Here is a 15,762-nt window from a genome sequence, read left to right as displayed (position 1 = left end):
AAAAAAGAATGCCTGATCCGCATACTGGATTGCGGCCCAAGCAGCATAATCAATTAGTTTTGTACACCAAACCATACAAGATAAGCTTCCGGCATCTTCCCGTCTTTATCCAAACAGGCCGTCTGAATGCGTTCAGACGGCCTGTTAATCCATCAACAACCATACCTGCCCTGTAATCCCATTTAAGGGCGGCGGAAACTATCATGGCAAGCTTTACAACTCGCTCCTACCTCACCATAAGCCACTTTAATTTCTTCAAGATTACCAGCTTGAGCTTTATTATTGAGCTCAGCCACTGCGGTATGGAATTTTTCTTCCGCCGCTTTAAACTCTTCCGGCTTTTCCCATATCACAGGCAATGCATCACCATCACCCTGCTCATCATGTTGGAAATATTGAAACGGCTTTTGGCTTTCTTCGGCAAACGCCGCAGCAGCAGTTTTAAATTTTTCGATATCGTAAGGCTCGTCGCCCTGAACCATTTTGCGCATGCTGCTGAAATTGGGCATCATCGATTTAAAAGCTGTTGTGCGGTTTTCCGAAATCGGGCCTTTGGCAACATCGGGTTCGGGCGCACCGCAACCTGCCAAAATCAATATAACCGCCAACGGCAAAAGTAATGTGCTTTTGCTTTTCATGATGTTGTGTTCCTTTTCTAATGGTATTATGGTTAATGTTATTTTATGTTTCTCAGTATCATACCCGAAACCTATAAGGGGAACCAGCCGCATACTGCGGATAATCCGGCGGGTCGGTATTTGTTTAATAGGAAACGGGGCAGTTTTATGCCTCGGAAATCAGGAGAAAACCATGGCAGTTTTGATTACCGGTGCATCGGCCGGTTTTGGCGAAGCAATGTGCCGCAGTTTTGTAGCGGCAGGTTATTATGTGATTGGTGCGGCACGACGTATAGAAAAACTCGAAGCCTTGCAAGCAGAATTGGGCGAACGTTTCCTACCGCTGGATATGGATGTTTCTTCCACCCAAGCCATTGATGACGCCCTTCAAGACTTGCCCGAACCTTTCAATATAATCGACGGCTTAATTAACAATGCCGGTTTGGCACTCGGTTTGGATATGGCCGATAAAGCCCATTTCGATGATTGGCACACCATGATTCAAACCAATATTGTCGGCCTCACCTACCTAACCCATAAAATCCTGCCGCAAATGGTCGAACGCAAAAACGGCTACATTATCAATCTCGGTTCGATTGCCGGCACCTACCCCTATCCCGGCGGCAATGTATACGGCGCCAGCAAAGCTTATGTGCGCCAATTCAGCCTAAACTTGCGTGCCGACTTGGCCGGTACTCATGTCCGCGTCAGCAATGTCGAGCCGGGCTTGTGCGGCGATACCGAGTTTTCCAATGTGCGCTTCAAAGGCGACAACGAACGGGCGGCCAAGCTGTATGAAAATGTCGAATTTATCCGTCCGCAAGATATTGCCGACACGGTTTTATGGCTATACCAACGCCCCGCCCATGTGAATGTAAACAGCATTGAAATCATGCCGGTGGCGCAAAGCTTCGGTGCTTTGCCGGTTCACCGCGAAGCACCGCCGCCCGCACCGGTTGAAGAAGATTTCGAACAACAAAGCACTTCGCTATTCCAAAAAATCAAATCATGGTTTAAATAAGCGCAGAAGAAGCATTTAAAACAAAGGCCGTCTGAAAACCTATTTCAGACGGCCCTTTAAGATTATTTGATACCCGATATCAGCTCGAACAACTCACACAAATACCACCAGCCCATTCAGGCGGCAAAACGGCAAAATCGGCAAATTCTTGTTGCTCGACAAACGGATTTTGCATACAGCGGTGCAACCGTTCAATCTCTCTGAAATCACCATTTTTCGCCAACTCAATCGCTTGCTCAAGCAGATAGTTTCTCAATACATACAACGGATTCACCGCATTCATACGCTCGGCACGCACCACCGGATCGCTGTTTTCCGCCCGCAGGCGGCCGCGGTAGCAGCCTATCCATGCCGTAAACGCTTCCATCGGCCCATTAAACAAAGCGGTTAGCCGTTCCGGCAACGGCTCACCATGCTGATTGCTCACTTCGCTCAAATATCGGAAAAACAAAGTGAAGTCCACTTTTCTGCCTTGCAGGGAAGCAAACATATCGCCCACCAACTCTTCGTCGTCTTTGTCTATGGTTTGCAAACCGAGTTTCGCCCGCATCCGGTTCAGATAGGCCGTCTGAAACATTTCCGGAAAGCGTTCCAATTCGGCCACCAATTCACTTTCCGACACCATCGGCAACAGGCAGGAAGCAAAACGCATCAGGTTCCAATGCACCACATAAGGCTGTTCGTTATAAGCATAACGCCCGCCGGTATCGGAATGGTTGCAGATATGATGGCGGTCGTAGGCATCTAAAAAGCCGAACGGGCCATAATCAATGGTCAGCCCCAGTGCCGACATATTGTCGGTATTCAACACGCCATGACAAAACCCGACGCTCTGCCATGCCGCCACCAATTCCGCCGTGCAGCGGCTAATCTCTTGAAACAAGGCCAGATAAGGATTTTCGGCATCGCGGCATGCAGGGAAATGTTGGTCTATCAGATAGTCGGCCAACAGGGGTAGGTTTTGATGCTGTCCGGTGTGATACATATATTCGAAATGCCCGAAGCGGATAAACGACGGGGCAATCCGGGTCACCACCGCAGCGGTTTCCACCTGTTCGCGGTAAACGGCATCGTTGCTACCGGTGAGTGCCAACGCTCGGGTGGTGGGGATACCCAAACCATGCATGGCTTCCGAACACAAATATTCGCGGATACTCGAACGCAATACGGCGCGACCGTCGGCAAAGCGCGAATACGGCGTTTTACCCGCCCCTTTGAGCTGCCATTCCCAACGCTTACCGTCGGCAGCAACCGAGTCGCCAATCAACATGGCGCGACCGTCGCCCAGCTGGCGCACATACACGCCGAACTGATGGCCGCTGTAAACCGTGGCTATCGGCGCAGGGTCGTATTTCTTGCCGCTGCCGGAAAGATAAAGCAGATTATCGGGGTTATCGAAAATTTCAGACGGCCTCAAACCCATTTCCGCCGCCAGCGTATGGTTTTGCGCCACCCAATAAGGCTTGCCCAACGGCTCGGGGCGGACACGGCTATAAAAGCTTTCGGGCAATACCATTAGGGATTGCAGTTGTAGCGGGAGTGTGTGTGACATAGTATTTATCCTATGGATGTGTGTGGTGTGTTATTTTGTTTTATATAAGGGCAGGCCGTCTGAAATACAGTAGCCATGTAAAACGGCTCAAACAAACTGCGCCGCGCCCTGATTGGCCAATTCATCGGCGCGCTCGTTATCGCGATGTCCGGCATGGCCTTTTACCCACACCCACGAAACATCATGCCCTTGTACCAATTCGTCTAGCTGCCGCCATAAATCTTCATTCTTCACCGGCTTTTTGGCAGCGGTTTTCCAGCCGTTTTTCTTCCAGCCGTGTATCCAGCTTTCCATGCCGTTTTTAACATATTGCGAATCGGTATGGATTTCCACGCGGCAGCGCCGTTTCAACGTCTGCAAGCCCTTAATCACAGCCGTTAATTCCATGCGGTTGTTTGTGGTTTCGGGCTCGCCGCCGCAAAGTTCTTTTTCATGGCTGCCGTAGCGCATCAACACGCCCCAGCCGCCCGCACCCGGATTGCCTTTACATGCCCCGTCGGTATAAAGATAAACGGTTTTTTCCATACCTGTCCTGCTTTCTGAAAAGAGAGCGCATCATACCACAAGGCCGTCTGAATCTTTTTTCAGACGGCCTCGAATACACTATCCGCCCGACACCCTATTGATATCGTTTATCAGTAGGACAACATCGGTTTTCATATCCGGCACGGCAGGGAATTTGTTATAATGACCGCCTTTCTTTTTCCTACCGCCCGATATGAACGCCCGCAAAATCTTCCTGCTCGGCATTGCCTTTTTTACCCTATTATTTATGGCGCTGGTGCTGTTGGGCAGTTGGCTGCTCCACATCGGCAGCAAACAGTTTGCCATTGCCAGCTTTTTGTTTGCTTTTGGTGCCGTATTCGGACAAGTTGCCTGCCTCGCGCTCTACATCCGCCAAACCGCACTTGAAAAAGCCGCCAAAGCGGCCGCGGCCGAAGAAACACCGTAAAACAGGATACCCCATGCTCAAACAAATCGTATTAGCCAGCGGCAATGCCGGCAAACTGAAAGAGTTTACCCGCTGGTTTGCCGCACACGATATCGAAGTCTTGCCGCAATCCGCATTCAACGTACCCGAATGCCCCGAGCCGCACCCCACTTTTATCGAAAATGCGATTGCCAAAGCGCGCCACGCCAGCAAACACAGCGGCAAGCCCGCCTTGGCCGACGACAGCGGCATCTGCGCCCCCGCCTTGGGCGGCGCACCCGGTATTTATTCGGCACGTTTTGCCGGAAGCAACCCTAAATCCGATGCGGCCAACAATGCCAAACTTTCCGCCGAACTGGCCGGAAAAGCCGACCAACGCTGTTATTATGTTTGCGTGCTGGTGTTGGTACGCCATGAAAACGACCCGCAGCCGATTATTGCCGAAGGCATCTGGCACGGCACATGGCAGGCCGAAGCGGCCGGAGAAAACGGCTTCGGTTACGACCCGCACTTTTATATCCCCGAATTGGGTTGCACCGCCGCCCAATTAGATCCCGAAACCAAAAACCGTATCAGCCACCGCGGCTTGGCTCTAACCGAACTCAAGCAAAAAATCGGCTTGCTTTATCCGCAAAACCCACCATATTAAAAACCATCTTAAAGGCCGTCTGAATAGCCAAACAGGCGGCCAACCAACACATACAGCGACAGCATACGGCATGATTAAAAAACCGAACCACCTGCCGCCACACACCGACCAAACTTATGCAAACCATTCATTTTTCGCAACCCGGCCACCTAACCGCCCTGCCCCCGCTGTCGCTTTATATCCATATTCCGTGGTGCGTGCGCAAATGCCCTTATTGCGATTTCAATTCGCATCAGGCCAAAACGGATCTTGCCGAACAGGCCTACATCGACGCACTGCTCACCGACCTGCAAACCGAGCTGCCGAATATCTGGGGCAGACCGGTAGAAACCATTTTTATCGGCGGCGGCACCCCCAGCCTGTTTCAGGCGGCCTCGATAGACCGCCTGCTCGGCGGCATCCGTTCGCTTGTCCGCTTACAGCCGCAAGCCGAAATCACCATGGAAGCCAACCCCGGCACCTTCGAAAAAGAAAAATTCCAAGGGTTTAAAGAAGCCGGTATCACACGGCTTTCCATCGGCGTGCAAAGTTTTAACGACAACGCCCTCAAAAGCCTAGGCCGTATTCACGACCACCGCGAAGCCTTATCCGCCATCGAATATGCGCTGAATATTTTCGACAGGGTGAACGTTGATATAATGTACGCCCTACCCGGCCAAACCGTTCAGACGGCCTTAAACGATATCCAAACCGCCATTGCCACCGGCGCCAACCACATCAGCGCCTATCATCTGACTATGGAACCGAACACCCCGTTCGGCCACACCCCGCCCAAAGGCCTGCCGCAAGACGAAGCCGCCCAAGATATTGAAGACGCAGTACACAATGCTTTATACGCAGCCGGTTTCGAACATTATGAAACCTCCGCCTTCGCCCGCGCAGGCCACCAATGCCGACACAACCTAAACTACTGGCAATTCGGCGATTATCTCGGCATCGGCGCCGGCGCACACGGCAAAATTTCCTACCCGACCCATATCGAGCGCACCACCCGCAAACGCCACCCCAACGATTATCTCAACGCCATGCAAAACAACCCGGCCTCCGCCATCGAACGCAAAGCCGTTGCCGCGTCGGATTTGCCGTTTGAATTTATGATGAACGCACTGCGCCTTACCGACGGCGTGCCCGCCGAATGGCTGCCCGAACGCACCGGCATCCCCGCCGCCCGCATTGCCGCCGATATTCAAACCGCACAACAACGCGGCCTACTGGATACCGATCCGCATTATTTCAGGCCGTCTGAATTGGGCAGGCGCTTTTTAAATGATTTATTGCAATGTTTTTTATAAAACAGCCGTACGCCATGGCTATGACGTATAACCGCCACACCCTGTAACCCTATCGTAAAATTATGATGCCGTTCGGCAAAAGCGCCCCCTTTCCCCAATATTCTTTATGCTAAAATCAAATTTTCATCCTGCATAATTTCACACAAACAAGGGGCTTTCATAATGGGTAGTTTACTGATTTTGGTTGTTATCGTGATATGCGTGGCCGTACCGATTGTGATTTATAACCGTTTGGTACGCGCCCGAAACGAATACCGCAATGCATTTGCACAAATCCAAGTGCAACTCAAACGCCGGCACGACCTGATTCCCAATTTGGTCGAAACCGTCAAAGCTTATCTGACACACGAACAACACACCCTTGAAAATGTCATACAGGCGCGCAATCATGCTGCCAACACCCTTGCTGCTGCTGTTGCCCGCCCCGATGTCAACACAGAAATCGCACAATTGGCCGAAGGCGAACACCAACTCAGCTCGGCATTGCGCCATTTGAGCGTGGTTGTAGAAGCTTATCCGGAATTGCAGGCCGATAGAGCCGTTCAATCATTAAGTGAAGAACTGGCCGGTGCCGAAAGCCGTGTAGCGTTCGCCCGTCAGGCCTATAACGACGCCGTGCTGGCCTACAACAATGCACGAGAAACCTTTCCCGCTTCGCTGCTGGCAGATTTTTTCGGGCATAAAAGCAATGCAGCTATGTTGCAGTTCGACGACCATGCCATTATCCGCCACGCCCCCAAAATCGATCTGAACCGATAAGCGGCCGGCTCATGCATTTTCGCCAATATCAAAAATATGCCCTGCGCCTCAGCAGCGGCCTGTTATGGCTGTATCTATTCGCCGTAGTCGCCATAGCCGGCATTACTGCTGCCATTACCGCTTTACTCACATCGCTTTATCTTGAGATTCATGACGGTGTCAGCATTGCTATGCACCCAACCGTTTTTAAGGTTGTTTTTATCATTATTTTAGCAATGGTAGCTGTTGCCGCATGGATACGCCTGCGCCAACTGTCACACGGCGGCCATGTCGTGGCAACGGCATTAGGCGGCAAGCAGGTTTCACGCAAACAAGCCCGTTTATCGGAACGCAGGCTGTTAAATGTGGTCGAAGAAATAGCGATTGCCTCCGGTATGCATATTCCCCGCGTCTATATCTTGCCCGATATGTCGCTCAATGCGTTTGCCGCCGGAATGGATCAGCGCGATGCCGTTATCGGGATTACACGCGGCGCAGTCGACGCTTTCAACCGCAGCGAGTTGCAAGGCGTTATCGCCCACGAATTCAGCCATATCCTCAATGGTGATATGCGCCGCAATATGCAGCTTTGCGGCGGGTTATACGGCCTACAGATGCTGAGCAGCTTGGGGCGTTTCTTTATCAACGTCGATTTTCTGATATTCCGCCGCAACCTGCTTACCATGATACTGGGCGGCTTTTTACTTGTTCTCGGCTTTACCGGCTCGCTGGTTGCCGGTTGGATACAGGCAGCCATCAGCCGTCAGCGTGAATTTTTAGCCGATGCATCGGCAGTTCAATTCACCCGCCACAGCGAAGGATTGGCTTCCGCATTGTGTAAAGTGGCTGTTGCGCCCACCCACAGATTGAACTCGCCGCATGCGTCGGAATACGCTCATTTTATGTTTGCCGGATTGGATAAAGCCGATATCTTCGACCGCCTCGCCGCCACCCATCCCGATATTTACGAACGCATACAACGGCTCAGCCCTTCTCATGCACGCCGTTGGCGCCATAAAATACGCAAAGCCAAAGAAAACCGGGCAGATTTTGTGTATCTTCCCTATTCCACTTTTTCCTTTTCAAACCAAAACGGATATTCCGATATGGCCGAACAAACCCACCCCAACGAACACCAAGGCAGGTTATTAGCAGAAAATATCCGTCGGTTTGATACCCATGCGGAAACCGATAAGGCGCAACTGCTACAGTTCAACCCCAAACACTGGCTGAGTGCCGAAGGCGACAGCGAGCGGCTTACCATTACCCTATCCGCACTACTCACCCCCACCGCATTGGCCGAAACCGAACACATTTGGTCAACAAGGTTTCCATTGCGCACCGCTTTTTATCAGCGCCTGCAACAACACCCGCTGCCGCAACCGCTACACCGCCCGCTGCTAATGCACCTGTTACCCTCCGTCGCCGCCCTGCCGCCCGAAGAACAACAAAGCCTGCAAAATGAATTAAGCCACTTTGCCGGTCTAAACGGCTTAGACGCCCCCGCCGCCTTATTGTGGCTGGAAACCGCCGCATGGCTGAAATGGTTTGCCGAGCCGGAATCCAACCCACAAGAAACCCAAGAACATAACAGCCAAACCATTCTCGCCGCACTGGCACAATGGACAGGTGAAGCAGGCCGTCTGAATACATTAGGCATCAAAGGCTTGCCGCAAATACTGCACACGCTCCAAACCTACCCTGAACACAAACGCACCGAGCTTCTCGCCAAATGCCGCCTGATACTGGCTGCCGGCGGCAACTCCGACTGGGCAGAAGCCGCTGAAAACGTTGTTGCCTTATATGGCAGAACATAACGGCTTATCGTCGAAATCAAACCGTTAAAATATACGTACCGCTACAAACTTTTAGGCCGTCTGAAAAATAAAAAGGGGTAAATAACAACGTATTTAACCCTTTTTTATTTAATCACGTATTTCTATTTTCTATCCGATTCAAACTTTATCAGGCATAATCTATTCATAATACTATTATCTTGTTTACCCGATAAATCGAGCTTGAAAAGATTATCTACCTGATAAAAGGAATGACATTATGAAATACCTAAAGCCTGCTTGTATTCTATTGGTTGCCGCTACTTTGTCGGCTTGTGCACAAACATCCCATTGGAGAGGACACCGTAATATGCCTGACCATCCCCATCATCAGCAAGCTATGCAGTTTACCCATACGGTAACCAGCAAATACAGTTTTGATGATACGGTTTCCCGCCTTGAAAATACCATCAAAGCCAAAGGGATGACTATTTTTACGGTAATTGATCATCATGCAGCCGCCCGTGCCAACGGTTTAAACATGCAACCTGCCAAAGTGATTATTTTTGGCAACCCTAAAGCAGGCACGCCGCTGATGGTGAAAGACCCCGAGTTCGCCATCCGCCTGCCTTTGCGCGTTTTGGTGACTGAAAACAACGGCACGGTTCAAGTGGTTTTCCATAACACACGCGCCCTGATTCAAGGTACGCGTATTCAGTTTAATGACGTTGAAAACACTCTGGCCAATGCAGAAAAACTGATTGTTCAAACCGTAACCCAATAAATACTGTACACATTGAAAAAACCAAACCGAATAACGGTTTGAGCTCAACCACACCATCCCTTTATAATCAGGCCGTCTGAAATAAAGGGATGGATACTTTCGGTATTGCCGCCAAACCCATTAATTTACTATCACGGCTGCGGCTTTTAAAAAATACAGGCGTACCCGATTTTGACTTATGGAATACCGCCCGGCTTAATGGGCAGTATTTTAGTTTAGCCTGTAGCTTGGTATTCATGCTTTTACCATACCAGCTACACACTATTCATTTTTAAGCTACTATGCTTTATTTTTTTGTCTTTTTGCTATGTACAAACAAAATAATCGACACGATGCACACCACAACACCCAATAATGCCGGTTTTACAATAGAAAATCCGCTCTCACCGCTAAATAGAACACTATGAAAGACTTTTAGTACCGCACTTCCGGCAATCACAATTATCAGAAATTTCCATTTTCTTTGCCAAGCCGCATAAATCAAACCGACAAAAAACAGCACAACTGCGCCGGCGACAAAAAGTTTATCGACCGACCAACCACTCACTAGATAGTTCTTTTCAAAATTCAAAAACCCTACAACATCCGCATCAACATCGCTTGGTATTGGAAACCAAAACATGCTTGTGAACAATGCAAAGATTGACGCAAAAATAATAGTAAATGATTTTTTATACGCACCAATCACAATTAGAATGATAAACAACGGTCGAATATACCAGCTAAGAACGTTATGGTGCCGTGCAAATACCCATTCAAAGAACTCATCGCTGATAAAAAAGTAGCACACAATAACTATCGTCGCCATGGCGAATATACTGCCGAATAATCTATCCCATTGTGTATTCATAACCAACTCCTCGATTCCATCCACCTCCGTTGCATTATTTTTATTTCATGCCGAATACTATAACTATACCTAGCACAAGGCTACAATGGCCACCGTTGATAATATTGAAAACACCTTTCAAGCACTGTTCTACCTGAAACGGCATAATATTGTATAATTTCACCATTTTGACGCCGCCGATGTTGTTTAAGTCATTCCATCTGATTACTCTGTAAAAACTTATGCCCTATCGGCCAACCCGCTTGTTACCGTCTCATTTTCAGACGGCCTCTTATATGATTGTTTATGGCTACCAAATCTCCGAAAAAAACCACCAAACCTACTGCAAAAACCCAATCCGGCGTAAAAAACAAGCCGTCTGAAACCAAACCGGTACGCAAGCCGAAAGGTGTGGTTCCGAATGCAGTCAAACGCAAACGCCCGCAACACGTTATCAATCTGATCAACGATACCTTATGGTTGTTCGGCCTGCTGGTGACCGTTTATGCCGCCTTGTGTTTAGCCAGCTTCACGATGGACGACCCCGCATGGTCGCGCAGCGTGCCGCTCTCCGATGAAGTACACAATCTCGGCGGCCTCTTTGGCGCGTATTTCTCCGATGTCGGCTATTATTTATTCGGCCTGTCGTTTTGGTGGTGGATTGTCGCCGCCTGCATTCTGCTTTACCGCAATTTCCGCCCGTTGCAAACGCCCGAAAGCAAACCGTATAACTATAAAATTGCTGCTGCCGCTTTGGCCGTCTTATTATTGTGCAGCCCGGTTTTGGAAGTTTTTTCTTTCCAATCCGAATTGGCAGACGCCCTACCTGTCGGCGCAGGCGGTTTAGTCGGCTCATTTACCGCTTCCGGGCTGACTTGGCTGTTAGGCACATCCGGCAGCCTGCTGATTATGCTAGTGATTCTCTTACTGGCTTTATCCCTGTTGGCACAAGTCTCATGGCTGGATGTATTGGAAAAAACCGGTGCCAAAATGGAATGGTTGTGGCTCAAGCTTATGCGTAAAGAAGATAAATACGTTCGAGACCTGCCCGACCCAAAAACCACCCGCCGTATGGTGCGCGAAGCGAAAAATATTACCGCCGAGCCTGTCGAACAACTGGCGGGCAGTTCCAGCAACCGCAAAGCCGTAGCCGTATCGGTTGCTCCGCCTTCTCCTGTTCAACCGGCCTTATTCGATGAAAAAGGCGATGCGGTCGAACAGCACCACACCGGCGAATATATCAAGCCTTCGCTTCATCTACTGCGCCTGCCGCAGGGCGAGCCGCCGGTTGTCAATCCGGAAAAACTCCAACAAACCGCCGAGCGTATCGAAGCCAAGTTGGCAGAATTCGGCATCGGGGTGCAAGTGGTTTCCGCTACTTCGGGGCCGGTGATTACCCGCTTTGAAATCGAACCGGCACAAGGCGTTAAAGGCAGCCAGATTGTCAATCTTTCTAAAGACCTCGCCCGTTCGATGTCGTTACAGGCCGTGCGCATTGTCGAAACCATTGCCGGTAAAAACACCATGGGTATCGAGTTGCCCAACGAGCGCCGCCAAGATGTCATGCTGAGTGAAATCCTATCGTCCTCGGTGTTTACCGATGCAAAATCCAAGCTTACCGTTGCCTTGGGTAAAGATATTGCCGGTATTCCTGTGGTCGGTGATTTGGCAAAAATGCCGCATCTATTAGTAGGCGGTATGACCGGTTCGGGTAAATCGGTCGGTGTCAACGCGATGATTTTATCGATTCTGTTTAAAGCGACCCCTGAAGAAGTCCGCTTTATTATGATCGACCCCAAAATGTTGGAATTAAGTGTTTACGACGGTATTCCGCACCTACTCTGCCCCGTGGTAACCGATATGCGTGAAGCTGGGCAGGCCTTGAACTGGTGTGTAGCCGAAATGGAAAAACGTTACCGTTTATTGTCTCACGCCGGTGTACGCAATATTGACGGCTTTAATAAAAAAGTTGTGGCCGCCAAAGAATCGGGCAAACCGCTGCTCAACCCGTTCAGCCTGAATCCGGACGACCCCGAACCGTTGGAAACGCTGCCGATGATTGTGGTGGTGATTGATGAATTGGCCGACCTGATGATGACGGAGCGCAAATCGGTCGAACAACAAATCGCACGTTTGGCACAAAAAGCACGGGCGGCAGGCATCCACATGATTGTGGCGACCCAACGCCCCAGCGTCGACGTGATTACCGGTCTGATTAAAGCCAATATCCCCACACGCATGGCCTTTACCGTACAAAGCAAAATCGACAGCCGCACCATTCTCGACCAAATGGGCGCAGATGAATTGCTGAAATATGGCGATTCGCTATTCTTACAGCCGGGCAATGCCGAACCGACCCGTTTACAAGGCGCGTTTGTGTCTGACGACGAAGTCCACCATATTGTCGCCCATGTGAAACGGCAAGCGCCGACCGATTATGTTGAAGGATTGCTCAGCGGCGAAGCGGCATTGGAAACCACCAATATTGTTAACCCCAATGCCAATAGCGATGAACTTTTCGATCAAGCCGTTTCTTTTGTATTGGAAACCCGCAAAACCTCTATTTCTTCATTACAACGCCAATTACGCATAGGCTATAACCGTGCCGCCAATCTGATGCAGGCGTTGGAAGATGCCGGCGTGGTTTCCCCCGCCGATGTTGGCGGCAGCCGTAAAATATTGGCACAAAAAGATAATTTATAAATCAACCACAATATAACACAGGCCGTCTGAAACATATCTTTCAGACGGCCTGTGTTATATAGACAAATCTAACTCTTTATTCGGTATATTTTTCTCTAACTACCTCTTTAAGGGGTTCTGCTTCGGCTATTTTTTCTTTGGCTTCTTCTTTTTCCTCTTTATCCGCTTCTTCTTTTTCCTGAACAATTTCAGCGGCAGGCATAAATTGGAATTTACCGTAAACCGGGAAATGGTCGGAACCAATAGTCGGCAACACCTTAATTTCACTCATCATAAAGTCGCTACTATGGAAAATATGATCAAGCGGCCAGCGCAAAAACGGGTATTTGGCATGGAAAGTGCTGTATAAGCCTCTGCCTTTACGCGGGTCAAGCAACCCGCTGATTTGTTGAAATAAGCGCGAAGTCCGCGACCATGCCACGTCATTTAAATCACCAAACACCAGCACAGAATGGTTGTTTTTTTCGATTTCCCTACCTACCAGCAACAGCTCAGCATCGCGGTCGGTAGAAGTATCTGCTTCGGTAGGACTCGGCGGCATGGGATGCAGGCAATAAATGCGTATCCATTCGCCCGATCTCAATTGCAATTCTGCCGTAATAGACGGAATATCTTCCGCCACCCAATGCCGGACTTCAACATTTCGTAACTGCAGGCGGCTATATAAATGCATACCGTAAAGATTATCCAAGGGGATTTTCACGGTGTATTCATATGCCAGCTCGTGTTCCAACGGCGCAAGCTGCTCTTCCCACCATTTATCACTTTCCAGAGTCAGCACAATATCAGGCTGATATTTTCTTACCGTTGCCAACAATAAATCGGAACGGCGGTTGGGTGTTAACACATTGGAAGTAATCAGGGAAAGGGTACGTTCGTTATCTTCGCCGGAATATTGCAATACTTCGGTTTTATTCAAACGCGTATAAGCAGAAATTTCTTTCAGCTGGTAAATAAAACAAGCAAAATTAACGATTTCAAAAAAGGTAAATAACGGGTGCTCATTCTGTTGCCAGAGATAATTCAACACCACACACAACAAACTCGCCGCGGCAATCTGCAAACGCGGAAAATCGAAAACCCTGAAAACCCAATGATCATGGTTAATCAGCGGTAGCAAGGTTGCCAATATCGGCAACCACAACAAAATCATCAACAGCCAATCGGTTGGCGAAAGTCCAAACATAATCAATACCTGATATTTTCTAATAATGGATATTATCGAATGCCCCGCCCTATCGCAACCGCATTTACAACCAATAAGGCCGTCTGAAACATATCTTTCAGACGGCCTTATCTATCACTTACAAACCCAACGACTGCCACATCGCATCAACTTTTGCTATGGTAGCTGCATCGTGTTCAATCACTCTACCCCATTCGCGCAGGGTTTCCCCTGGCCATTTATTGGTGGCATCCAAGCCCATTTTACCGCCCAACCCGCTCACCGGGCTGGCAAAGTCCAGATAGTCAATCGGCGTATTTTCCACCATCACCGCATCGCGTACCGGATCCATACGGGTGGTAATCGCCCAAATCACTTCTTTCCAATCACGGCAGTCCACATCATCATCGACCACCACAATAAATTTGGTGTACATAAACTGACGCAGGAACGACCAACAACCCATCATCACCCTTTTCGCATGGCCGGCATATTGTTTTTTAATACTCACCACCGCCATACGGTAAGAACAGCCTTCCGGCGGCAAATAAAAATCGACAATCTCAGGAAACTGCTTTTGCAATAGCGGTACAAACACTTCGTTTAATGCCACGCCCAAAACCGCAGGCTCATCGGGCGGTTTGCCGGTATAGGTGCTGTGATATACCGGATTTTCGCGCATGGTTATCCGCTCGACGGTAAACACGGGGAAATAATCCTGCTCGTTGTAATAGCCGGTATGGTCGCCATACGGGCCTTCCAGCGCAGTTTCATCGGGATGAATCACCCCTTCCAATACGATTTCCGCCCGCGCGGGCACCTGTAAATCATTGCCGATACATTTCACCAATTCCGTCCGCGAACCGCGCAACAAGCCGGCAAACTGATATTCACTCAGCGTATCCGGCACGGGAGTCACCGCGCCGAGAATCGTTGCCGGGTCACACCCTAAAACCACCGCTACCGGATACGGTGTATCGGGATAAAGCTTTTTATGTGCCTGAAAATCCAATGCCCCGCCCCGATGCGCCAACCAGCGCATAATCAGTTTGTTTTTACCGATAAGCTGCTGGCGGTAAATACCGAGATTCTGGCGTTTCTTATGCGGCCCGCGGGTAACGGTCAACCCCCATGTTACCAACGGCGCAATATCTTCCGGCCAGCAATGTTGGATAGGCAGGCGGTTTAAATCCACCTCATCACCCTCCCAAACAATTTCCTGACACGGCGCTTTTTTCACCACATGCGGCGCCATGCTCCAAATATCTTTCAGCAACGGCAGTTTGGAAAAGGCGTCTTTAATGCCTTTGGGCGGTTCCGGCTCTTTCAAATACGCTAAAGTGCGGCCGATTTCACGCAATTTTTCCACACTGTCCGCCCCCATGCCCATCGCCACCCGCTCAGGCGTGCCAAACAAATTGGCCAACACGGGAAACGCATAGCGCGAACCATCTTGCCGAACCGGATTTTCAAACCACAATGCCGGCCCTTCGTTACGCAAAACACGGTCGGCAATTTCCGTCATTTCCAAATAGGGGGAAACAGGCAGGCTGATGCGTTTCAGCTTATTTTCCTGCTCCAACTTTTGAACAAAATCCCTCAAATCATTGTATTTCATAGGGTTGCTTTCAAGGCCGTCTGAAAAGTTACTCAGACAAAAATCATAAAGGCTGAATTATAACAAACCCCACCCCCGACGTACTGTC

15 protein-coding genes are annotated in these 15,762 nt (G+C 49.6%); 8 read left to right on the top strand and 7 right to left on the bottom strand.

Features of this window, described 5'->3' with window-relative positions:
• Positions 1–182: 182 nt before the first annotated feature.
• Positions 183–638, bottom strand: a complete 456-nt coding sequence (locus D0T92_RS04255) for a c-type cytochrome (protein WP_151050534.1) — start codon at positions 636–638, stop codon at positions 183–185.
• Positions 639–810: 172 nt separating this feature from the next.
• On the opposite strand from D0T92_RS04255, the gene D0T92_RS04250 reads away from it, so the two are divergent.
• Positions 811–1,638: an SDR family oxidoreductase gene (locus tag D0T92_RS04250; RefSeq protein ID WP_151050532.1), complete on the top strand. Its 828-nt coding sequence runs from the start codon at positions 811–813 to the stop codon at positions 1,636–1,638.
• 79 nt (positions 1,639–1,717) lie between these two features.
• Here the strand turns inward: D0T92_RS04250 and D0T92_RS04245 are convergent, their stop codons facing one another.
• Both D0T92_RS04245 and rnhA read right to left on the bottom strand, forming a co-directional pair.
• A complete protein-coding gene (locus tag D0T92_RS04245) occupies positions 1,718–3,190 on the bottom strand; it encodes a protein adenylyltransferase SelO (RefSeq protein ID WP_151050530.1) in 1,473 nt (490 codons plus the stop codon).
• A gap of 87 nt (positions 3,191–3,277) precedes the next feature.
• Positions 3,278–3,715: a ribonuclease HI gene (rnhA, locus tag D0T92_RS04240; RefSeq protein WP_151050528.1), complete on the bottom strand. Its 438-nt coding sequence runs from the start codon at positions 3,713–3,715 to the stop codon at positions 3,278–3,280.
• Between the two features lie 193 nt (positions 3,716–3,908).
• Here rnhA and D0T92_RS04235 point away from each other — a divergent pair, with 193 nt between their 5' ends.
• From D0T92_RS04235 to D0T92_RS04210, 6 genes are all read left to right on the top strand, one after another.
• Entirely contained in the window at positions 3,909–4,142 is a 234-nt protein-coding gene (locus D0T92_RS04235) for an NGO_0222 family membrane protein (protein WP_151050526.1), read from the top strand.
• Positions 4,143–4,155: 13 nt separating this feature from the next.
• A complete protein-coding gene (rdgB, locus tag D0T92_RS04230) occupies positions 4,156–4,770 on the top strand; it encodes an RdgB/HAM1 family non-canonical purine NTP pyrophosphatase (protein WP_151050524.1) in 615 nt (204 codons plus the stop codon).
• A gap of 116 nt (positions 4,771–4,886) precedes the next feature.
• Complete coding sequence (gene hemW, locus D0T92_RS04225) at positions 4,887–6,062, top strand: radical SAM family heme chaperone HemW (RefSeq protein ID WP_151050522.1); 1,176 nt, start codon at positions 4,887–4,889, stop codon at positions 6,060–6,062.
• 162 nt (positions 6,063–6,224) lie between these two features.
• On the top strand, positions 6,225–6,821 hold the full coding sequence (locus D0T92_RS04220) for a LemA family protein (protein WP_151050520.1): 597 nt from the start codon (positions 6,225–6,227) through the stop codon (positions 6,819–6,821).
• Between the two features lie 11 nt (positions 6,822–6,832).
• Complete coding sequence (locus tag D0T92_RS04215; RefSeq protein ID WP_151050518.1) at positions 6,833–8,617, top strand: M48 family metalloprotease; 1,785 nt, start codon at positions 6,833–6,835, stop codon at positions 8,615–8,617.
• A 238-nt stretch (positions 8,618–8,855) separates the two neighbouring features.
• The gene (locus D0T92_RS04210) at positions 8,856–9,359 is read left to right on the top strand and encodes a DUF302 domain-containing protein (protein WP_151050515.1); all 504 of its coding nucleotides are present in this window, start codon (positions 8,856–8,858) and stop codon (positions 9,357–9,359) included.
• Between the two features lie 67 nt (positions 9,360–9,426).
• Here the strand turns inward: D0T92_RS04210 and D0T92_RS11350 are convergent, their stop codons facing one another.
• The gene (locus D0T92_RS11350; protein WP_191963668.1) at positions 9,427–9,597 is read right to left on the bottom strand and encodes a hypothetical protein; all 171 of its coding nucleotides are present in this window, start codon (positions 9,595–9,597) and stop codon (positions 9,427–9,429) included.
• Between the two features lie 48 nt (positions 9,598–9,645).
• Positions 9,646–10,209: a hypothetical protein gene (locus D0T92_RS04205; protein ID WP_151050513.1), complete on the bottom strand. Its 564-nt coding sequence runs from the start codon at positions 10,207–10,209 to the stop codon at positions 9,646–9,648.
• Between the two features lie 285 nt (positions 10,210–10,494).
• Here D0T92_RS04205 and D0T92_RS04200 point away from each other — a divergent pair, with 285 nt between their 5' ends.
• Positions 10,495–12,891, top strand: coding sequence for a DNA translocase FtsK (locus tag D0T92_RS04200; protein WP_151050511.1), 2,397 nt, complete (start codon positions 10,495–10,497; stop codon positions 12,889–12,891).
• Positions 12,892–12,967: 76 nt separating this feature from the next.
• Here D0T92_RS04200 and D0T92_RS04195 read toward each other — a convergent pair whose 3' ends face one another.
• Positions 12,968–14,077 carry an endonuclease/exonuclease/phosphatase family protein gene (locus tag D0T92_RS04195; protein WP_151050509.1) on the bottom strand — a complete coding sequence of 370 codons (1,110 nt, stop codon included), beginning with the start codon at positions 14,075–14,077 and terminating at the stop codon, positions 12,968–12,970.
• Between the two features lie 118 nt (positions 14,078–14,195).
• Positions 14,196–15,674, bottom strand: coding sequence for a 4-hydroxy-3-polyprenylbenzoate decarboxylase (ubiD, locus tag D0T92_RS04190; RefSeq protein ID WP_151050507.1), 1,479 nt, complete (start codon positions 15,672–15,674; stop codon positions 14,196–14,198).
• Positions 15,675–15,762: the final 88 nt, after the last annotated feature.

Origin of the sequence: Neisseria zalophi (genome assembly GCF_008807015.1) — a bacterium.
GTDB classification, from domain to species: domain Bacteria; phylum Pseudomonadota; class Gammaproteobacteria; order Burkholderiales; family Neisseriaceae; genus Neisseria; species Neisseria zalophi.
This window is presented reverse-complemented; position numbering and strand designations above follow the sequence as displayed.